General features: G+C 56.5%; 23 protein-coding genes and 1 tRNA gene. 13 read left to right on the forward strand and 11 right to left on the reverse strand.

The genetic code is table 11. From position 1 onward, the window contains the following. Nucleotides 1–42: 42 nt before the first annotated feature. The 7 genes from AC5SEM_RS03330 (at nucleotide 43) to AC5SEM_RS03360 (ending at nucleotide 4,932) form a co-directional block, all read left to right on the forward strand. Entirely contained in the window at nucleotides 43–777 is a 735-nt protein-coding gene (locus tag AC5SEM_RS03330; RefSeq protein ID WP_495472176.1) for a PA3715 family protein, read from the forward strand. 37 nt (nucleotides 778–814) lie between these two features. Further along, a complete protein-coding gene (locus AC5SEM_RS03335; protein WP_495472177.1) occupies nucleotides 815–1,531 on the forward strand; it encodes a PA3715 family protein in 717 nt (238 codons plus the stop codon). 4 nt (nucleotides 1,532–1,535) lie between these two features. Then, nucleotides 1,536–1,952, forward strand: a complete 417-nt coding sequence (fos, locus tag AC5SEM_RS03340) for a fosfomycin resistance glutathione transferase (protein ID WP_331695022.1) — start codon at nucleotides 1,536–1,538, stop codon at nucleotides 1,950–1,952. Nucleotides 1,953–2,012: 60 nt separating this feature from the next. Beyond that, nucleotides 2,013–2,651, forward strand: a complete 639-nt coding sequence (locus AC5SEM_RS03345; RefSeq protein WP_137218079.1) for a LysE family translocator — start codon at nucleotides 2,013–2,015, stop codon at nucleotides 2,649–2,651. A 79-nt stretch (nucleotides 2,652–2,730) separates the two neighbouring features. Next, a complete protein-coding gene (locus tag AC5SEM_RS03350; protein WP_495472178.1) occupies nucleotides 2,731–4,080 on the forward strand; it encodes a sensor domain-containing protein in 1,350 nt (449 codons plus the stop codon). A gap of 116 nt (nucleotides 4,081–4,196) precedes the next feature. Continuing rightward, complete coding sequence (locus AC5SEM_RS03355) at nucleotides 4,197–4,352, forward strand: KGG domain-containing protein (RefSeq protein ID WP_007911485.1); 156 nt, start codon at nucleotides 4,197–4,199, stop codon at nucleotides 4,350–4,352. A 76-nt stretch (nucleotides 4,353–4,428) separates the two neighbouring features. Next, entirely contained in the window at nucleotides 4,429–4,932 is a 504-nt protein-coding gene (locus tag AC5SEM_RS03360) for a DUF4142 domain-containing protein (RefSeq protein WP_495472179.1), read from the forward strand. Nucleotides 4,933–5,019: 87 nt separating this feature from the next. On the opposite strand, the gene AC5SEM_RS03365 is transcribed toward AC5SEM_RS03360, so the two are convergent. Then, nucleotides 5,020–5,430 carry a low affinity iron permease family protein gene (locus AC5SEM_RS03365; protein ID WP_034153113.1) on the reverse strand — a complete coding sequence of 137 codons (411 nt, stop codon included), beginning with the start codon at nucleotides 5,428–5,430 and terminating at the stop codon, nucleotides 5,020–5,022. A gap of 164 nt (nucleotides 5,431–5,594) precedes the next feature. Between AC5SEM_RS03365 and tam the strand changes: the two genes are divergently transcribed. Continuing rightward, complete coding sequence (gene tam / locus AC5SEM_RS03370) at nucleotides 5,595–6,365, forward strand: trans-aconitate 2-methyltransferase (RefSeq protein ID WP_495472180.1); 771 nt, start codon at nucleotides 5,595–5,597, stop codon at nucleotides 6,363–6,365. A 208-nt stretch (nucleotides 6,366–6,573) separates the two neighbouring features. Here tam and AC5SEM_RS03375 read toward each other — a convergent pair whose 3' ends face one another. Continuing rightward, nucleotides 6,574–7,302 carry a class I SAM-dependent methyltransferase gene (locus AC5SEM_RS03375; RefSeq protein ID WP_495472181.1) on the reverse strand — a complete coding sequence of 243 codons (729 nt, stop codon included), beginning with the start codon at nucleotides 7,300–7,302 and terminating at the stop codon, nucleotides 6,574–6,576. A gap of 572 nt (nucleotides 7,303–7,874) precedes the next feature. Between AC5SEM_RS03375 and AC5SEM_RS03380 the strand changes: the two genes are divergently transcribed. Beyond that, nucleotides 7,875–8,237: a DUF6124 family protein gene (locus AC5SEM_RS03380; RefSeq protein ID WP_495472182.1), complete on the forward strand. Its 363-nt coding sequence runs from the start codon at nucleotides 7,875–7,877 to the stop codon at nucleotides 8,235–8,237. 76 nt (nucleotides 8,238–8,313) lie between these two features. Here the strand turns inward: AC5SEM_RS03380 and AC5SEM_RS03385 are convergent, their stop codons facing one another. The 9 genes from AC5SEM_RS03385 to AC5SEM_RS03425 all read right to left on the reverse strand — a co-directional run bounded on the left by AC5SEM_RS03385 (nucleotide 8,314) and on the right by AC5SEM_RS03425 (nucleotide 14,799). After that, a complete protein-coding gene (locus tag AC5SEM_RS03385) occupies nucleotides 8,314–9,573 on the reverse strand; it encodes a type II toxin-antitoxin system HipA family toxin (RefSeq protein WP_495472183.1) in 1,260 nt (419 codons plus the stop codon). Further along, nucleotides 9,566–9,883, reverse strand: coding sequence for a helix-turn-helix domain-containing protein (locus tag AC5SEM_RS03390; protein ID WP_137218086.1), 318 nt, complete (start codon nucleotides 9,881–9,883; stop codon nucleotides 9,566–9,568). Before AC5SEM_RS03390 ends, AC5SEM_RS03385 begins: the two co-directional genes overlap by 8 nt. Nucleotides 9,884–10,026: 143 nt before the next feature. After that, nucleotides 10,027–10,434 (reverse strand): type II toxin-antitoxin system HicB family antitoxin, encoded by a 408-nt coding sequence (locus AC5SEM_RS03395; protein ID WP_495472184.1) that lies wholly within the window; start codon nucleotides 10,432–10,434, stop codon nucleotides 10,027–10,029. Nucleotides 10,435–10,470: 36 nt separating this feature from the next. Further along, on the reverse strand, nucleotides 10,471–10,650 hold the full coding sequence (locus AC5SEM_RS03400) for a type II toxin-antitoxin system HicA family toxin (RefSeq protein WP_242204587.1): 180 nt from the start codon (nucleotides 10,648–10,650) through the stop codon (nucleotides 10,471–10,473). Between the two features lie 279 nt (nucleotides 10,651–10,929). Further along, nucleotides 10,930–11,003, reverse strand: a tRNA-Gly gene (locus AC5SEM_RS03405). A gap of 158 nt (nucleotides 11,004–11,161) precedes the next feature. Beyond that, nucleotides 11,162–12,046: an alpha/beta fold hydrolase gene (locus tag AC5SEM_RS03410; RefSeq protein WP_077571505.1), complete on the reverse strand. Its 885-nt coding sequence runs from the start codon at nucleotides 12,044–12,046 to the stop codon at nucleotides 11,162–11,164. A gap of 316 nt (nucleotides 12,047–12,362) precedes the next feature. Further along, nucleotides 12,363–13,055: a pseudouridine synthase gene (locus tag AC5SEM_RS03415; RefSeq protein ID WP_454562583.1), complete on the reverse strand. Its 693-nt coding sequence runs from the start codon at nucleotides 13,053–13,055 to the stop codon at nucleotides 12,363–12,365. A gap of 33 nt (nucleotides 13,056–13,088) precedes the next feature. Next, the gene (locus tag AC5SEM_RS03420; RefSeq protein ID WP_108225318.1) at nucleotides 13,089–13,319 is read right to left on the reverse strand and encodes a cysteine-rich CWC family protein; all 231 of its coding nucleotides are present in this window, start codon (nucleotides 13,317–13,319) and stop codon (nucleotides 13,089–13,091) included. Further along, entirely contained in the window at nucleotides 13,312–14,799 is a 1,488-nt protein-coding gene (locus AC5SEM_RS03425; protein WP_495472185.1) for a sensor domain-containing diguanylate cyclase, read from the reverse strand. Before AC5SEM_RS03425 ends, AC5SEM_RS03420 begins: the two co-directional genes overlap by 8 nt. 326 nt (nucleotides 14,800–15,125) lie before the next feature. Between AC5SEM_RS03425 and AC5SEM_RS03430 the strand changes: the two genes are divergently transcribed. From AC5SEM_RS03430 to AC5SEM_RS03445, 4 genes are all read left to right on the forward strand, one after another. Next, nucleotides 15,126–15,377, forward strand: a complete 252-nt coding sequence (locus AC5SEM_RS03430) for a hypothetical protein (protein ID WP_137218092.1) — start codon at nucleotides 15,126–15,128, stop codon at nucleotides 15,375–15,377. A 180-nt stretch (nucleotides 15,378–15,557) separates the two neighbouring features. Beyond that, complete coding sequence (locus AC5SEM_RS03435; protein ID WP_034153134.1) at nucleotides 15,558–15,965, forward strand: hypothetical protein; 408 nt, start codon at nucleotides 15,558–15,560, stop codon at nucleotides 15,963–15,965. A 195-nt stretch (nucleotides 15,966–16,160) separates the two neighbouring features. Further along, complete coding sequence (locus AC5SEM_RS03440) at nucleotides 16,161–17,405, forward strand: glycosyltransferase family 4 protein (RefSeq protein ID WP_495472186.1); 1,245 nt, start codon at nucleotides 16,161–16,163, stop codon at nucleotides 17,403–17,405. A 1-nt stretch (nucleotide 17,406) separates the two neighbouring features. Next, nucleotides 17,407–18,261 carry a hypothetical protein gene (locus AC5SEM_RS03445; RefSeq protein ID WP_495472187.1) on the forward strand — a complete coding sequence of 285 codons (855 nt, stop codon included), beginning with the start codon at nucleotides 17,407–17,409 and terminating at the stop codon, nucleotides 18,259–18,261. Nucleotides 18,262–18,263: the final 2 nt, after the last annotated feature.

Below are 18,263 nucleotides of genomic sequence, written 5' to 3' on the forward strand. Positions count from 1 at the left end.
CAGGGGATAGTGCGCGGCTGAAAAGTGCTCAAGGAGCGGGAAGTGACAGTGAAGTCTGGCTGGATCGGGTGTGCGGTATTGTGCGGGTGGTTGCTGGCGGGGCAGGCTTTGGCCGATTGCACGCCACCAGCGGTGTCTGGAAACTGGGACTTTGGCCAGTGCAAGGATTGGCCTGCTTATCCAGGGCTGACCATTTCTTCGCTATTGAAGTTTGAGCCGGATCCAGTTGACGCCGATGGCGATAAGATTGGCTCTTACGATTTAGGTTTATCCGTTTTATCGGCAGACGACCCAACCCCCATCGCCACTTACCATCAACCTGCTGCATTTTTTTCTGATGCGTTCGCGCTGGATAGCGTGCAGATCGACACCGCGCGTTACAAACTCACGCCTGAACTTCGTGCGTTTGGTATTCGGGCAAATTTCAAAGGCTCGTCTCGCGTTAATCCATTGGATGAAACCGTGCTGTCGCTCTATGTGAAAGAGGGAAGCAAACTGCGTCCTGTGTTGGATCGATTAGTGGTTTACCGCTTCAGTGGTGAATGGGACGGCAATTGCGCGGGAGAACGCGCGACCACTGTTCGCACGCTCGAAATGGGTAAAACCAGCTCTCATGGTTTTGCCGACCTTGTCGTTAAATCAGTCACCACCGGTCTCGTCGGAGAAGGATCGCCTGACAATTGCGAAATGAAGACTACGACCGACAAACCCGTGCTGACCACGTTCCGCTACGACGGAAAAGCTTACGTCCTGCCGCAAAGCTTCAAAGGCTTGTAATCGGCCTGCTCAACACGACTTTTATCAAGGAAGAACAATGCTCACTCCAACCAGACTTCTGATTTCCCTTGGTTTGCTGGCCATCACCACCCAAACCCAAGCCGCTTGCACCACCCAGGGTTTTGACGGCAAATTCATGTCGCGTTGCAATGTCTGGCCGGCTTTCCCGAGTCAGGCGATTTCGGTCAAGTCCACCTACCTGGCTGATGCCGGCGGGGACGATGCCGGAGCCTTCGATCTGGATCTGGCAATCCTCAATGCCAGCGACGCCAGACCCATCGCTACTTATCGTAAGCCGGGCGCCTACAACTCCGATGCCGTGCGTCTTGAGGATGTGCGCATTGATACGGCTCGCTACCGTCTGACGCCGGACGTCCGGGCCTTTGGTCTGCGCTCAAAGTTTTCTCACAGTTCCCACGCCATTCCCTACGAGAAAACCGACCTGGCACTGTACATTCGCGAAGGCAATGAACTGCGTCCGGTGCTGGAGGGCTTGGTGGTTGCCAAGAGCAACGGTGAGTTCATGAATGATTGCGAAGGCTACACAAAGACGATTCGCCGAACCGTCGAGATCGGCCCTTCCAGTCATCATGGTCTGGCCGATTTGATCGTCACCACCAACGGCAACAAAATGAAAAACACGCAGTCGGGTAAAGAGTGTCTTTCCAAGACCACCCGCCTGAAGCAGAAACAGATCACCCTGACCTACGACGGCCAACAATACATCGTCCCCGAAGACCTCAGAGGCTACTGACCCGATGCTCACCGGCCTCAACCACCTGACACTCGCGGTCAACGATTTGCAGCGCAGCCTGGCGTTCTATTGCGATGTGTTGCAGTTGCGCGTCGAAGCCACGTGGGACGCCGGTGCCTACCTGTCGCTGCCGGGGCTGTGGTTGTGTCTGTCGCTTGATCCGCTGCGCTCGAGTCAACCGTGCGCCGATTACACCCATTACGCGTTCAGCCTCAATGCAGCCGATTTCTCCACGTTCGTAGCAAAGCTAAAAGCGGCGAACGTGCAGGAATGGCGCGATAACCGTAGCGAAGGTGCCTCGTTCTACTTTCTCGATCCCGACGGCCACAAGCTCGAAGCGCATGTCGGCGATCTCACTTCACGACTGGCAGCGTGTCGGCAAAAACCGTACGCCGGCATGCGTTTTTACGACGAGTCATGATCAGACACATTTGTCTGTTATAGACTGGCGGCCACGCGTTCTGGCGCTTGCAGGTTTTCCATGACTCCATCGTTGCTAATGGCCGTGCTGGCCTCGGGTTTCATTTACGGGATAACGCCCGGGCCGGGTGTACTGGCGGTGTTCGGCATCGGCGCAGCCCATGGGCGGCGGGCCGGGGCGGGGTTTCTTTGCGGGCATCTGCTCGGCGATGTGGTCTGGTGCAGCACGGCGCTGATCGCGATTGTCGGCGCCCGGGAAATCGGCAGCACTGCGTTTGATGTCCTCGGTGTGCTCAGCGGCTTGTACCTGTTCTGGCTCGGCTGGCGCGCGGTGCGGGCCCAGCGTCGCAATGGTGACGAACCCCAGGGCGCGGCGCGCAATCCGTTCTGGCACGGCATTCTGTTCGGCTTGACCAACCCCAAGGCCTATCCGGTGGCGGTCGCAACGTTCACCGCGCTGCTGTCGAGCCGCGCCGAACTGCTCAACTGGTCGATGCTGCCGGCGCTGATTGCGCTGAGTTTCCTCGGTGGCTTGCTGGCCTACGCTATTCTGATTGGCGTGGTTGGCGCGCAGCGGGTTCGGACCCTGTATCAGCGTCATGAGCTGCTTATCACTCGTTTGTGCGGCGTGATGTTCATCGGTTTTGCCATCAACGCGCTGCTGCATGCGCTGCCGGGGCTGATGCCAAACAAGGCTTGAAGATGTGCGCAGGGATGCGCAATCAAGAGGTCAGGGACGGTTGATCAGTGCTGCATTGCCCGGACACCCACGCTGAACCATGGAAAGCCGAAATTCTGCGCCGTTGGCGAGTTTTATCGACCTCTTGCTGGACGCTGTTTGCGCGGTCGACAAGCAGGGTCGTTTCGTTTTTGTCAGTGCCGCCTGCGAACGGGTTTTCGGTTATTCGCCTGAAGAGTTGATCGGCCGGCAAATGATCGAGCTGGTGCACCCGGCGGATCGTCAACGCACCCTCGCCGCCGCCAACGAAATCATGGGCGGCGAACCCAAGCTCAACTTCGAAAACCGTTACCTGCGCAAGGATGGCAGCGTCGTGCATATCCTCTGGTCGGCGCGCTGGTCGGAAGTCGATCAACTGCGTATCGCCGTGGCGCGCGACATCACCGAACGCAAGCAGGCCGAATCGCGCCAGGCTGCGCTCTATGCGATATCCGAAGCGGCCCATGCCGCAGAAGATCTGCTGGCGTTGTTCAAGCGCATCCACCTGATCATCGGCGAATGGCTGCCAGCGATGAATTTTTCCGTGGCGCTTTACGATGAGCACTGCGCACAACTGAATTTCCCCTATCACGTCGACGATCACGAATTGCAGCCCGAGCGACCGGGCACCGTCACCGGACGTCTGTGTGCGGAAGTGATCCGTAGCGGCCAGCCGATTCTTCTGACACCGGACAGTGCGGATTCACCAGCCGATTTCGCCGAACTGGTGGCCGGGCAGAACGCGCCGTGCTGGCTCGGCGTGCCGTTGAATTCGAAAAACGGCACCATCGGCGCCTTGATCGTCAAAAGCCTTTCCGGCGGCGAGCGCTACACCGAGCAGGACAAGGAACTGCTGCAATACGTTTGCGCCCAGGTCGCCACGGCCATCGAGCGTCAGCAATTGCACGCCCGGCTGCGACGCATGGCGCAATACGATCAACTGACGCAACTGCCCAATCGAGAGTTACTGCGTGATCGCTTGAAGGCTGCGTTGGCCGGCGCTCGCGAGCAATCCGGACACATGGCCTTGTTGTATGTCGACCTGGATCGCTTCAAACAGGTCAACGACACCTTCGGTCATGCCGTCGGCGACATGCTTCTGCAAACCGTGGCCAACCGTCTCAAGGGCTGCGTGCGGGAAACCGACACCGTGGCTCGAATTGGCGGTGATGAATTTGTCGTGCTGCTGCACAGCGTTCAGGCCTCGGAAGATGCTGACAGCGTGGCGGAAAAAATCCGACAGGTGCTGGTGCAACCAATGCGCCTCGATGGGCACAACCTGTACATCGAACCGAGCATAGGCGTCGCCCGCTATCCAGAGCACGGCCGTGAGGAACAACAACTGTTCCGCCATGCCGATCAAGCTATGTATGCCGCCAAACGTTTGAGTCAGCTCTCGCTCAGTAGTTGATCAGACGGCGCCGTTCGTCGCGACAACTGCAACTTTTCTAAACCTTTGCCCGCCATAAAATTCTCAATCTAGGCGGGCACCTGCTCGCCACGATCATTACCAAGAGGTAGAGAATCATGCCTAATTCAAGAAACTCGAACTCGGGAAACTTCGCCAACGATCGAACCAAGGCCTCTGAAGCGGGTCGCAAAGGTGGGAAAACCACCACAACGACCGTCGACAAAGAGCCAAAACCAGACATGGGCCGCAAGCCCGCTCAGAAATCGAAGTAGTCGGTGAAGGTAGTTTTGATTGAGAGGCGGGGGCGTAAGCTCCCGCTTGAATTTCGCAAGTAAGGAGGGCGCGACCATGAGCCGGATGGCCACCCGTATACGCACCATGAGTTTTGCATCGCTGTTGGGCCTGTGTGCCAGCAGTGCTTTTGCCCAGTCGCCCGCCGATTTCATCAACGATGCCTCGGCCAAAGGCATGGCCGACATCGAGGCCAGTCGTCTGGCCCACAGCAAGGCCGAATCGAAAGAGGTCAAGGACTACACCATCATCGTCATCAACGACCGCACCACCGCCAACCAGCATCTGGCGAAAATCGCCAAGAAGCTCGATCTGCCGATTGCGCCGCGCGAGGAACTGGCCGGCAAGGCTAAAGAATTGATGCCGCAAGTAACAGAAGGCGCATCCTTCGATCAGGCCTACGCTGCCAGTCAGGTTAAAGCCACCGAAGAGGCCATCGAGCAGATTCAGCAGGAAGCGCAGACCACCGACGTGCCGGAGATCAAAGCCTTCGCCGACGAGACACTGCCGAAGCTGCAGAGTCATCTGGAAAGGGCTCGCCAGTTACAGGCCAGTCGCTAATCAAGATCAAAGGATCGCAGCCTTCGGCAGCTCCTACACCTGTTTCTGCAGGAGCTGCCGAAGGCTGCGATCTTTTGATTTCAATCCTCAACACTCATTCAAATCCTGCTTGGTCTTGCTCTTCTCGCCCAACCCCTCAAGATTAAAAACCTCACCCTCGCCCAACGAACGGTAGTGCCTGCGCAACGCCTCCAACTGCTTCAGATCCAGCGCCTCCAGCCCAAGCATCGCGTTCTGCGCCTCTTTGGTCACCAAGAGCAATTCATCGATTTTCAAATGGAGAATATCGGTATCGCGGTTCTGCGTGTTCTGGATCAGGAACACCATCAGGAAGGTGATGATGGTAGTCGAGGTGTTGATGATCAGTTGCCAAGTGTCGTTGTAATGAAAAATCGGCCCGCTCAAGCCCCACAGACCGATCAGGATCAATGCGCCCATGAAGGTCTTGGGACTACCGGCCACCATCGCGAGCTTCTGGGAGATTTTTGCGAATTTCATAGCGGTGTTCCTTATTGGGAAGAGTCTTGAAATTCAGACATCTGTGGCTGGTGGAAAATTCTAATTACAAATCCGCCCACGTCACCGGACGTTGGTAGGGCAGGCAGGCGCGCTAGATCGCGGTATCGTGTCGAGCCGCCAAAATGTCCCGACAGGAGAACGCAATGAGTTGGTCCGCCAAACAATACGTCGCTTTCGAAGATGAACGCTCCCGCCCGGCCCGCGATCTGCTGGCGGCGATTCCCACGCCTGAAGCGCGAACAGTGGTCGATATCGGTTGCGGTCCCGGCAATTCGACGGAGCTGCTGGTGCAGCGTTTTCCTGGGGCGAAGGTCAGCGGGCTGGACAGCTCGGCAGACATGATCGACGCGGCTCGCAAGCGCTTGCCGGATTTGCGCTTCGCTGTCGCCGAGATTGATAAATGGGCCGATGCCGGGCCGTTTGATGTGATCTTCGCCAACGCCGTGTTGCAGTGGGTGCCGGATCACGCGATGTTGTTGCCGGCGTTGGCCCGCAAGTTGTCGGCAGGCGGCAGTCTGGCGATCCAGATGCCGGATAACCTCAATGAACCGTCTCACCGTTTGATGCGTGAAGTCGCTGCGAATGGTCCGTGGGCGAGCAAGCTTTCCGGCGCTGCGGGGCAGCGCACCGACATGGCGAGTGCCAGCGATTATTTCTCGATGCTGCGACCACACTGTACGCGGGTCGATGTGTGGCGTACGACCTATCACCATCAACTGTCAGGCGGGGCGGCGGGGGTGGTGGAGTGGTTCAAGGGCAGCGGGTTGATTCCGTTTTTGAGTCCGCTGACCGAGGCGGAAAAGGCGCAGTACCTGGAGCAGTATCTGGCGGAGGTTGAGAAGGCTTATCCGGCGCTGGCGGATGGTTCGGTGCTGTTGCCATTTCCACGCTTGTTTATCGTTGCGACTCGCTGAAATAAATTGGACCATTGTTCGGCTGGAGATTTTGGGTGCGGTTGCGGACTCCCCCTCACCCCAGCCCTCTCCCGAGGGAGAGGGAGCCGATGCGTGTCGCTTCCAAAACCTGAGTTCGCCTCGATTTCGCACGTCGGCGTAGATCGTACTGACACTGCGGTCAGTCCCCTCTCCCTCTGGGAGAGGGCTAGGGTGAGGGGCTTTAAGGTCACCGCTGCACCGCCACCAACATCATCATCGGCCGCTCCCGCTCTTCCGCCAGCGCAGGTTGCGCCGCGACCTCCGCTTCGCTCGGCCCCCATTCATTGACATGTCGAATCGAGAACCCCGCATCGATCAGCGAATTGAGCAATGTCCCGACCGTACGATGCTGCTTGATCACGCCCTCAGCCAGCCAGTTCGTCACCCGCTCACCCTCCAACTGATAACTGTCCAGCGGCCAACGCTTGTTACCTTCACTATCCACAAGCCAACCCGGATTACGCGGCGCCATAAAGATTGGATGCTCAATGGAAAACACAAAGTGCGAACCCGGTTTCAGCGCCGCGTACAGGTGCGCAAACAGCGCCGGCAGATCCTTGATGTAGTGCAGCGCCAGTGAGCTGTAGGCCAGATCAAAACTGCAGGCTGACAGATCGAGCTGTTCCAGATCGGCGCGCTCATAGCGAATATTCGCCGCCGTCGTGGTTTCCCGCGCGCGCCCCAGCATTTTCTCCGAGACATCCAGCCCCAAGACACTGGCCGCGCCATTCTCAATGGCCCAGCGACTGAACCAGCCATAACCGCAGCCCAGATCCACCACGTTCAAGCCGTGCATGGATGGCAACAGCGCCTTGAGCGCCGGCCACTCCGGCGCCGCGTCGAGGCCGCCGATGGAGCGGTTCATCTGGCTGTAGCCCTGGAAAAACTCGGGATCGTCGTAAATGTTTTGCGTCATGGTGAAGTGCTCTTTTGAGTTCGATCGTCAGCGGCAACGTGGCCGCGATTGGAATCCCTCGAAAGTGATGGCGCGTATTCGTCGATGGCCGCGCAGGGGGAGGGTGGTGGCTGATAGGGAAATGCTAGTCGGTCGAGAGGAAGGTGAAAAACGATGGAGTGTTGTGGATCTGTAATGTCAGAAAATGCTGCAAGGTTTTTGGTTGCTTAAACGCATTCGGTGGCCAGTGTTTATAAGTGTTCGGTGTTACGTCCTGAAGCCTACAAATCCTTGCGCCGTTGCCTACCGCTACGCCAGAATCCGCCGGCTTGTGCGCTTTAGGAGCGGTCGGTAACTTGGTTCGCGTCACTGATTTCCAGTGATCGGGTTTAGTAGCCCGGAATCCCCCCTAAATGGCTGCACAAGTACCATTCAAACAGGCAATGCTTGTACTCGATGGTGGCTGTGCGCATGGCGCCCTCGGGTGCGCCGGATTTAGGGTTTGGGGTCCGGTCTACTAACTTGCGCACAGCTGCCTCCCATCCGTTTAGTAGCGAGATTGGTTGCGGCCCCTATTGATAGGTACCAAGCCCATGTTCAAAGTAACGCCAAATCCGCCGGAAACCGATCCGGCATCCCCCTACGAATCACCCAACTCAAAGAAATTCCACGAAGCCGCCGAACGCGCCCTCGACCACTATCTCAGCCCTACGGCCAGAATCATGGGTTCCACCCACGAACCCGAACCGATGTACCTCGCCAACCCGAAATACGACACCGAATCCCTGTTGGCCAACGCCAGCGAAACACTCGGCTCGGCCACCACCATGCTCAACAACTTCGCCGCGCTGCTCGACACCTCACACCGCAAGACTGCACTCGGCATCGCGCAGGTGGTCATGTTGGGTGAATTAGCGGTGAATCAGGCACTGGATAAGATTGTGCCGGCGGATTAACCCTAACGCTTTAAGAAGCCAAAGAAACCGGCCAATTAGCGCCGGTTTCTCGAGACTGCAACGTGGCAGCACGAATTCAGGCAAGTAGCCCGATGTTTTGGTCGATGCGTTGTTGAATGGTGCGCAAGGTTTCCTGGGTGATCACACCCGGATACAAACTTTCAGCCATGGCTGAGAATCGGCTAGCTACCTCGCAAAATCTGTCAATGATGTCGGCGGCCGTAGCGGCGTTTACTTCAGCCTCCACTGCAAGGTTGAGCAGGTTTTTTCTGCCAATTTCCAAGGCTTCACCCATCACGTCCATCTGGTGATAGCCTCCCGGCCCCTCGCAGAACGTGACGTCATAGGCCGGCGCTAATTTCCAGTCTCCGCCTGGCGACATGATGTAAGCAAAATTCTTTGGATGGTCGTCTCGGTTGTTGAATGCGACATTGAAGACGACCCGCTCAAACGCTGCGGCTTTCTCTCGTACGTCATTGCTGCACTTATGAGTCGCACGCAGGAAGTTGACGTAGTCCAGCGCCCCGGGGGATCTGAAATCCGCACCGGTAAAGGCTGCAAGACTCTGCATGGGCACCCGCAAGTCGTTTTGTCGGTCAAAGCGTTTGGTGGCAAAAGCGGCCATTCCCTCAGACAGACTGAAATAACGAGTGTCAGGAGTCTGGATACCGCACAAGCGTAAACATTCGGCATAGACCATTTCGATGGCGCACACCTCGGGATGTTCTTGCTGAGCCGGAAACTTCACCAACCAGGCTTCGAAACCGGGAGTGGCAGCCGTAGTAAAGGCGTCAGTGTGCGGATCGCGATACACCAGCGCTTTGGGTCGGGCGCCCTGTGGAGAGCCTCCGATCAGTAGCAGTTTCTGGAGAAGCTCTCCACCTTTACCTTTGAGTACCTCCTGCACTTCGCACGCAAGCAACTCGATGGGAACATGCATTTGCGGTTCCAGCGCCTCGGGTGCAACAGGTTCAAACGACATGGCCCCCATGGCATTGTTGCCAATGTAGGCTAGCCGCTCCAAGGGGCCTACGCGCGCGGGGTTGAGGCCTCGACGTTTGAACAATCGGTCCATCAGTAACATGCCCCAGCCATCCGGCAGCGAGTCATAAACCGGCCCAGGCAGTCCCAACTGATGTGACGGGAAATCCCGGTTTAACCTGGCTCCCTGTAATGGAAGCCTCAAGGACGAGAGTTCCAGCCCTCTGTTTTTTGCCTCATCGCTGTACTCAAACATGACCTGCGGGCGACCGGTCAGGGCTTTCGTCGTAGCAAGAGTGCCCCACCGCCAACGTTCACCCCAGCCCGCGTAGTAGACGTCAACTTGTTCAAGCATTGTCGGCTTTCCTTTTGATGCGATGACGCTTGGCCGTTTTTTCGTAGCGAATGATATCGTCCAGAGTTTCGAGCCTTGGCAGAAACAACCCTTCGAGTTCCTTTTCGCGCCCGAGAACCATCGCCACTCGCACCATGTTGTCGAAACTCACATTACGACCGGCTTCAAGGTTTGACACCGTATTCGTCGCAATGCCCGCGCGAGCGGCCACGTCTGCTTGTGTCATCTCCAAGGCCAATCGTTCTGTGCGCAGGCGTTGGCAAATCCGTTTGACGATCTCGCTCGCGGTAGTGAGGCTTACATCCAGCATGTCGTGTGTACCGTCGGCGTTCAGTTTTGATTACCAGTACACAATATACTGTGGATTAAACCTAAAAATACCATTTAACTCACAGGGAAATGTAATTAGGGTTAATGGGTAGGATAGGCCAGCACGGGTTGACGCGCCAAGGTTCAACCCTGCTGCAAAACTTTCAGAGCCGCCGACGCCAGAAAGCCCGAGCGGCTTTTTTCTTCCGGGTGATGCAACACATATTCATCAATGCGGTTGAGCAAGTGCCCCGGCAGGGTGATGTTGAGTTTCTGGGCTTTGCCCAAGTACTTCACGACATCTATATCGACCACGGCCCATGCACAACCGGCGTATTTCGGGTTGGCCACGTGCAGGCTCAGCTTGCTGGCCGCTGGAATGGGAGCGCCGTCGTCCGCGAGAATCTCGAAATGACCTTCGATGGCTTCGCGAGCCATGGCGACGGCATCATCCAGATCATCGCCAGCCGAAAAGCAGCCCGGAATGTCCGGCACCTCCACGCCCCAGGCGTGTTCCTCATCACCTATTGAAATCGCAATCGGGTAGAGCATATTCGTTTCCTCCATCGCGCCGATGACCTGAACAAGTCAGAGCAGCGCTTGTTGCAAAATACTGATGGCCGTTTTCTTCAACAGATCTTTCTTCGGATGCGGCACAGTGACCAGTCCAGGCTTGACCGGGTGTTTGAAGTGATGGTGGCTGCCTCTGACTCGCACTAAATACCAACCGTCTGCGACGAGTTGGCCGATTAAAAAACGGCTATTCACAACACCTCCTTGTGGTGTGCTTGGTGGGTACTATACCTACTTGGCTTTTGCGATCAACACTATAACCACCAAGTGGTCATCGTCCGTCATTCGGCTCAGCGGTGTGAATCAGTCTAGATAGGGAGGCAGCGCAGGGATTCAGAGTGTGTTGCAGGTTTTTGCATTGTTTCGAAATGCAGCATCGGATTTTTTCAGGCACAAAAAAACCGGCCATCAAGGCCGGTTTTTTCTGTTCCTGCATCCCCCGTCAAAAAAACACAACGTGAGACAAAAATTGAGTGGAGCGGGTAGAGGGGATCGAACCCTCGTCGGAAGCTTGGGAAGCTACTGTTCTACCATTAAACTATACCCGCTCAGAGCGGCTGACTTTGTACCAGACTCGGCCACGGATTTGAAGTTTTTCTTTTACTCATGAACGCTTTGAATCACTGAAAACGGTCAATCGCGGGCGAGCACTGCGGTGCGTAAAGCAGAATCTCAACCCCACAGCCTCGCTCGCGACGACACCCTTTCAAATAGCCAATGCATGTTGATCCTGAACAAACGAGTAACGCGTTCGGCTGGTCTGCTGCGCCGGTTTCAGAAAACCGAGCAAGGCGTTCTGGCTATCGCGGCACGCCGCCTTGTGTTCCATGTCGAGAAAGTGCCCGGTGGCTTGCAGCGTGGTGAACGTGCTCTGCGCCACATGATTGCCAAACAGGCGCGCGTCTTCGGCTGCGGTGTATTCGTCCCATTCGCCGTTGAGAAACAGCACCGGCACGTTGATCTTTTTCGCCGCATTCAAGTAGCACTGCCGATCGCTGTGCAGTACGTCGCTGATGTGGAAGTGCATCTGCCCGTATTCGTGCTCGGCGAGGCTGCTGACGTGGCGATAGTTGAAGCGTTTGAACAGTGACGGCAGGTGTTTGCCGATAGTGTTGTTGACCAGATGGCCGACGCGGTCGCCGTCGCGCTGACCGAGGTAGTCGACGCCGCGTTCGAGGTAATCAAGCATGTGCGCGTTGATCACCGGCGAGAACGAGCTGATCACCGCCCGTTCGATGCGCCGTGGCTGCTGGGCGAGGGCGACCAGGGTCGCGGCGCCGCCCCAGGAGAACGACAGCACGTGTTCGGCGGCGAAGTGGTCGATCAGCTCGAGCAGAATCTGCCCTTCGACGTCCTTCGTCAGATGTTTCTCATGGCGGTTGTGGGCTTTTGACCGACCCGCGTAGGGCTGGTCGTAGCAGACCACGTTGAATTGCGGGTGCAGGTTTTTCACAGTCTGTGCAAACGACGCAGTCGTGGCCATCGAGCCGTTGACCAGGATGATGGTCTTTTCTGCGGCGTCTGCGCGATAGAACTCCGTGTAAACCCGATACTGACCCTGTATATCCAGCACAGCGATTTCTGGCCTCATGTCATAAGACTCCTGGCAAGCAAGCGGGTATGCGCGCAAATAGAGATTGCACGAGCTTTGTGACAGGTAGGCATACGCCTGGAATTTGCTTGGCCCATGTCGATCCATGACTGCGGTCGACGGGTATTGTTATTGGCGGGCAGTCTGCCGGCTGAGGCGGAGCCTTGAAGGCTCTCTACCGGCAAAAAGTTTCTTGGATGTCTATTGTGACTCATCGGTCACAATCTGGCCGACGTCCTGATTCAAGCAGGGGAGTCGGGATCGCGCAAGTGCCGTTGGTAAATTGTTCGACAACTTCTGCTGAGCGGTCGCCGGCTTAGAACAAATGGATCTCTTCGGTGCGCAAAGCGCGGTACTCGCCCGGTTTTAGCGCGTTATCGAGCAGCAGCGGGCCCATCGATTCGCGGTGCAGACGCAGGACTTTGTTGTTGAAGAAACCAAACATGCGCTTCACCTGATGGTAGCGCCCCTCGACGATGCTCAACCGCGCCGACCGTGGCCCGAGCAGCTCCAGTTGCGCCGGCTGCGTGGTCAGGTCCTCGAAGGCGAAGTAGATGCCCTCGGCAAAAGTGCTCGCATATTGCGCGCCAATCTCTTGCTCGGTCTCGACGTAGTAGACCTTCGGCAGTTTGGTCTGCGGCTGGGTCAGGCGGCGCGACCACGCGCCGTCGTTGGTGATCAGCATCAGGCCGGTGGTGTTGAAGTCCAGGCGTCCGGCGATGTGCAGGTCATCCTTGTCCGGTTCATCGATCAGGTCGAGCACCGTCGGATGTTGCGGATCGCGGGTGGCGCTGACGCAGCCCGGCGGCTTGTGCAGCATGAAGTAGCGCGCCGCTTTGCCGACTTGTAGCACTTCGTCATCGACTTCGACACGGCTGAATTCCAGCACTTCGCTGTGCGGATCGCTGACGACTTTTCCGTCAATTCGCACGCGCTTTTCCACCAGCAACAGACGAACCTGCTGACGGTTGTAGCGGGGCAGGTTGCTGAGGAAACGGTCGACGCGCATGTTCAGGTTTCAGTGAGTGGCGGGGCGCGCATCTTACGGGATCGGCCGCCTGGCCGCTTGCAGTTGCGCCTCGACCTGCGCGCAACGCGGGCACAGGCAGGATTGGTTTCGCAGTTCTGGCGGCAGCGCTTCAAGCACGGCCGGGTCGATGCTCACGCCATAGCACCAGCATTCGCGGTCGGCGGTGCGCGGGTCGGCGAGGCTGCAGTCGTTGCGGGCGCCGCAGGCCGGGCAATGGTCGGGTTTAACGTCGGAGTCAGGCATAAGTCGAGTGAGGCATTTCCACGCAGGTGCGGTTGCGGCCGGTTTGTTTGGCTCGGTACATCGCATGATCGGCCCGCGACAGCAGGCTGTGCAAGGTGTCATCGCGTTGCAGGGTGGTGGCGCCGATGCTTACCGTCAGATTGAGGCGGTGGCCGTCGTAGGCATATTCGTGTTGTTCGACGTGTTGGCGGATCTTCTCGGCAATTTTCTGACCGGTGTCGCCGTCGGTGTCCTTCAGTAAAACGATAAATTCCTCACCGCCCCAGCGGCAGACAATGTCGGCATGGCGCAGGCAACTTTGCAGGTCGCGGGCAAAACCGATCAATACCTGATCGCCGGCCATGTGTCCGTAGGTGTCGTTCAACACCTTGAAATGATCGAGGTCGAGCAGCAACGCCGTCAGCGGTTTGGTTTCGCGTTGCGCTTCGTGCAGGGCCTGTGCGGCGAGAATGTCGAAGCCTCGGCGATTGGGCAGTTCGGTGAGGCTGTCGAGAGTGGCCTGCGCCTGGATTTTGCTTTGGTAGCGTTTGATTACGCGGTTGAGCAACGCCAGCACAATCAGCGTCACCAGTAGGCAAATCAGCAGATTCAGGTACAGCGACTGACGGATTTCACTCAGCGCGCCGTCTTCGCGTTTATCGACAAACAGGTACCAGTTCAGCTCCGGGATAAACCGCACGTTGAGGAAATGCCCCTGACCGTGGGCAGAATATTCGTAGCTGCCGCTGTGCGGTTTCGGCAACTGGCTGACCAGACTTTTCATGCTATCGAGTTCGCCGAGACTCTTGCCGATTTGCGCACCTTCCGGACCGCCCTCGGCGCCGGTCAATACCAGTCGACCGAAGGTGTCGACGAAATACACGCTGCGTTGATAGCGCTGTTGATACTTGTCGATCAGCTTGATCACCGCGTCCACGGTCAGACCGACGCCCGCCGCACCGATGAAGCGGTTGTGGTAGTCGTACACCTTGTAGTTGATGAAGAAGGTCAGGTTGTCCTTGTTGGCCAGATCCGGATCGACGTTGATTTCGTACGGATCCTTCATGTCACGCACGCGGAAGTACCAGGCATCGCGCGGTTCGTCGACCTTGACCTGCTTGAGCACGCCTTTGGCGTGGTAGTAGGTGTGCGTGCTGTTGGAGACGAAGAACGCGGTGTAGGCGCCGTAATGGGTCATGACTTCGTCGAGGTAGCGGGTCATCTGCTCGGGATTTTGTTCGCCATTGACTACCCAGTCGCGCATGAAGGTGTCGCGGGACATCATCGAGGAAATCAGGATCGGTCTGACGAGGTCTTTCTGGATTTCCGAGTAGACCGTGTCGGATGTCAGCGGCAGTTCGGTGTTGACGATGTTGTCGCGGATCGACGCGCGGGAGGCGTAGTAGCTGAGCAACGACGTGGCGAGAAACCCGGCGCCGAGCAGGGCGATCAGCGTCAGGACCAGCGAGCGTTGCGAGTACAGGGGAGAACGAAGCGGCATGGCAGTTCCGTTGGCAGTGGCCCGATGGCATGCATTCTAGTGGCACTGCCTGGAAATAACTGCACCATGTGCGGCGCGAATGATCGTTCCTGACGCAAAGCCAACCTTGTAGGAGTGAGCCTGCTCGCGATTGCAGTGTGACATTCAGTGAAGATGTGGCTGATACACCGTCATCGCGAGCAGGCTCACTCCTGCAAGGTTTTTCGATGGGCTGAACACCGCTGATCTGAAGCCAAGCGGGACTTGGCACTTGATTGATCCGCGCCAGTCAAACGTGTGTCGGCTGCTCTGTTCCGTTGCGGCCGTGGGTCTTTCAGGAGGCCGCCATGCGTGTTCACAAAGTGTTGCTCGGTGCAGTTCTGGTTTTCGGTATTTCCGGCTGTTACTACTACGCCGGTCCCTACGATGCTTATCCCGCCACCTACTACTCTCCCGGCTATTACTCACCCTATTACTACGGCGGATATTACGGTCCGCGCTATTACGGCGGTGCGCGTTATTACCATGGTGGCTACGGCTATCGAGGCGGTTACGGGCGGGGTTATCACGGCGGCGGATATCACGGTGGCCACCATTAATCAGCGGCTGAATGACAGCGTTTTCCAAATGAACAGGATTTCATCAATCACTTGTTTCAACTTGTTGCAGGAACGCACCAGATGCCGAAAACGCTGTCTGATTTTTCGACAGTCACCGATTAAATGACTGTCGCCTGCCAGCGTCGCTGGTGTGGCCAACCCGCGGTCCAGGAGGCCGCCATGTATAGACGAATTCTTCTACTTGCTGCGTTGATGTTTTCCGTTGCCGGTTGCGTCCCGTACTCCTACGCGGACTCGTATTACAGCTCAGAGGTCTACACATCACCCGCACCGGCCTACTACAACACGGGCGGCACGTATTACAACGGTGGCAGCACGTATTACGCGCAGCCACGCTACTACCAGCCAGCCCCGCGGTATTACCAGCAACCGCGCTATTACCAATCGGCGCCGCGTTACTATCAACCGGCCCCGCGCTATTACGAAAGCCGTCGCTGGCACGACAACGATCGCGGACGCTGGGATGGCCACCGTCGCGGCGGTTGGGATAACGACCACCGCGGTCGTGGCAACTATGACCGACACAGTGGACGCGGCGACCACAATGGACGTGGCAACCGCTGGTAAATCCACGCAAATGAAAGCGGCGCAATTAGCGCCGCTTTTTTATGCCCGTCGAAAAATCGTCCCATTAGCCATCTCCTAGGGCATTCCCAGACGCTTCCTACAGTTTCATTTCCTTGCATTTGTTAGCGTCTGTTCGTGCCGATCAAGGTGAGCAAAACTCAGTTCAACAGCGGCGAATAAAAGGACGATGCCGCTATGAAGCTTCTTGTTATTCACCAAAACTTTCCGGGCCAGTTCCGTCATATGGTGCTGGCGGCGATTGACAGGCGTTATGAGGTTTTGGCGATAGGTCGGGATACGGCGCCGGGTATCGCAGGGGTGAAAATATATCGATACCGCGCTGCCAGCCGAGCACCGGGCGGTATTCACCCCTACCTGACCCGTTACGAACAAGCGGTGACTGATGGACAGAAGGTTTTTGAAATTCTGAGCCGGCTGAAACATTCGGGTTATCGGCCGGACGTGATTCTCGCTCATCCCGGATGGGGGGAAACGCTCTTCGTCAAGGATGTCTATCCTGACGCGCCGCTTATTCACTATTGCGAATATTACTATCGGGCGCAGGGCGCAGATTCCGGGTTCGACCCTGAATTCCCGCGCGCCACAAGAGAGTCATCAAGGCTGCGAGTGCTCAATTCGCTGCATCTTTTGAATCTCGAGCAATGTGACATTGCCATTGCGCCCACGCGGTGGCAGCGCAGTCTGTTTCCGGCCGCTTATCAGTCGGCCATTCGGGTTATTCACGAGGGCGTCATTCAAGGTTCTTGCTTGGCGAAAGTTGGGGGCGTCAGGTTGCCCAATGGCGTCGAACTGAGAGCCGGGCAGCCGATCGTTACTTATGTCGCGAGGAATCTTGAGCCTTATCGCGGGTTTCACAGTTTTATGCGAGCGATCCCACATATTCAGGCTGAGTGTCCCGATGCGCAGATAATCATAGTGGGCGGTGATGACGTCAGTTATGGGGGTAAGCCGGTTGGCTATGCAAATTGGCGCAGCAGGATGGAGGCAGAGGTAAGTTTCGATCATTCCACCGTTCATTTCACAGGGAAGCTTCCTTACCGGACTTACCGGGCAGTTCTGGAATGTTCGAAGGTTCATGTTTATTTGACGTATCCGTTTGTTTTGTCGTGGTCGTTACTGGAGGCGATGGCGTCTGGGTGTGTGGTAGTAGCGTCGGATACGGCTCCGGTAAGGGAGGTGATCGTTGATGGTCACAATGGGTTGCTGGTGGACTTCTTCGATCATCACGGTATTGCCAAACGTATTGCCAGGGTTCTTGATTCCGTTGATGAGTACGACTGCCTTCGCAGCGCCGCGAAGTTGACGGCGAGCAGATTTGATGTGGAGTACGGCACGAAACAATACTTTGAGGTATTTGAAAGCGCGACGTCCGGGCATCTGAAGAAACAGCCTGCTCCTCAGTTTGACAGGGAGATTTGAAATGCTCTGGATGTCGCGTAAGCAATGGGTTAAATGGTTTAAGAAGTTGTTGAAATACGGCTTGTTTATTTATGTCTGTTATTGCGTGGTGGATTTTTATATCCGTGAAGAAGAAGTGGCCGAGGCGATGGCAATCTATTACGCGGATCAGGAGGCCTGTCAAAAGAAGCTGGCGAGCATGAAGCAGGTGCCCATACTGGGCGGCAGCTATGTGGATAAGACTCTGGTGCCGGAGTTTTATGTGGGCATGCCTGAATTGTCGAATAAGAAATCGTGCCTTGCCAATACGCTCAAGGGACATTTCTGGTGGACCGGGACGGGTTTGCACCGGTACCAGGATCAGAGCCTGAAGTCGATCCCGGAAAGTTGGCGTCTTTATAAAGTTACCGCCGGGCTTTATACAAGAAAAGAGACTGCCGAGCCCCATGAGCGGGGTTATCGGCACGTCAACTGGCCGGATGAGTTGATTGTGAAGTTGACTAATTATCCGGGGTTAGAGATTTGGCTGGATGCTCCGCCGCCGCATTTCAAGAATGTGGATTCCGTCAGAACGTTTGTCATTACTGGCTGGCCGCGGCGTGATGGCACCCCTCGGTTGATAGGCTGTGGCGGTTTGATTCGCCCGGCTTCCGAGGAACAACTGACTGACGAGAAATTGGCAAGACTCAGCAGAGCAGAATTGGAAAATCTGGATTTCGGCAAGTTGAACTTTTTCTGCACTGTCAATCTGGATAGCTTTGACTTTACTGGGGGGCACGGCAGCGTAGACCTCGGTCTATCGTCATTACGCGAAGCACCTGAGATGCTCAAGTTTCTCAGTGATTATCTTTCACGCTCAGTTATTACAAGGAAGTAACG

This window comes from Pseudomonas sp. CH61 (assembly GCF_059429415.1).

Coding starts and splice junctions, on each gene's coding strand:
- fos (WP_331695022.1), top strand. CDS start 1,536: ATGCTCACCGGCCTCAACCACCTGACACTCGCGGTCAACGATTTGCAG.
- AC5SEM_RS03445 (WP_495472187.1), top strand. CDS start 17,407: ATGCTCTGGATGTCGCGTAAGCAATGGGTTAAATGGTTTAAGAAGTTG.
- AC5SEM_RS03390 (WP_137218086.1), bottom strand. CDS start 9,883: ATGCTGGATGTAAGCCTCACTACCGCGAGCGAGATCGTCAAACGGATT.
- AC5SEM_RS03350 (WP_495472178.1), top strand. CDS start 2,731: ATGGAAAGCCGAAATTCTGCGCCGTTGGCGAGTTTTATCGACCTCTTG.
- AC5SEM_RS03415 (WP_454562583.1), bottom strand. CDS start 13,055: ATGCGCGTCGACCGTTTCCTCAGCAACCTGCCCCGCTACAACCGTCAG.
- AC5SEM_RS03440 (WP_495472186.1), top strand. CDS start 16,161: ATGAAGCTTCTTGTTATTCACCAAAACTTTCCGGGCCAGTTCCGTCAT.
- AC5SEM_RS03375 (WP_495472181.1), bottom strand. CDS start 7,302: ATGACGCAAAACATTTACGACGATCCCGAGTTTTTCCAGGGCTACAGC.
- AC5SEM_RS03335 (WP_495472177.1), top strand. CDS start 815: ATGCTCACTCCAACCAGACTTCTGATTTCCCTTGGTTTGCTGGCCATC.
- AC5SEM_RS03365 (WP_034153113.1), bottom strand. CDS start 5,430: ATGAAATTCGCAAAAATCTCCCAGAAGCTCGCGATGGTGGCCGGTAGT.
- AC5SEM_RS03430 (WP_137218092.1), top strand. CDS start 15,126: ATGCGTGTTCACAAAGTGTTGCTCGGTGCAGTTCTGGTTTTCGGTATT.
- AC5SEM_RS03425 (WP_495472185.1), bottom strand. CDS start 14,799: ATGCCGCTTCGTTCTCCCCTGTACTCGCAACGCTCGCTGGTCCTGACG.
- AC5SEM_RS03435 (WP_034153134.1), top strand. CDS start 15,558: ATGTATAGACGAATTCTTCTACTTGCTGCGTTGATGTTTTCCGTTGCC.
- tam (WP_495472180.1), top strand. CDS start 5,595: ATGAGTTGGTCCGCCAAACAATACGTCGCTTTCGAAGATGAACGCTCC.
- AC5SEM_RS03355 (WP_007911485.1), top strand. CDS start 4,197: ATGCCTAATTCAAGAAACTCGAACTCGGGAAACTTCGCCAACGATCGA.
- AC5SEM_RS03420 (WP_108225318.1), bottom strand. CDS start 13,319: ATGCCTGACTCCGACGTTAAACCCGACCATTGCCCGGCCTGCGGCGCC.
- AC5SEM_RS03345 (WP_137218079.1), top strand. CDS start 2,013: ATGACTCCATCGTTGCTAATGGCCGTGCTGGCCTCGGGTTTCATTTAC.
- AC5SEM_RS03410 (WP_077571505.1), bottom strand. CDS start 12,046: ATGAGGCCAGAAATCGCTGTGCTGGATATACAGGGTCAGTATCGGGTT.
- AC5SEM_RS03380 (WP_495472182.1), top strand. CDS start 7,875: ATGTTCAAAGTAACGCCAAATCCGCCGGAAACCGATCCGGCATCCCCC.
- AC5SEM_RS03385 (WP_495472183.1), bottom strand. CDS start 9,573: ATGCTTGAACAAGTTGACGTCTACTACGCGGGCTGGGGTGAACGTTGG.
- AC5SEM_RS03395 (WP_495472184.1), bottom strand. CDS start 10,434: ATGCTCTACCCGATTGCGATTTCAATAGGTGATGAGGAACACGCCTGG.
- AC5SEM_RS03360 (WP_495472179.1), top strand. CDS start 4,429: ATGAGCCGGATGGCCACCCGTATACGCACCATGAGTTTTGCATCGCTG.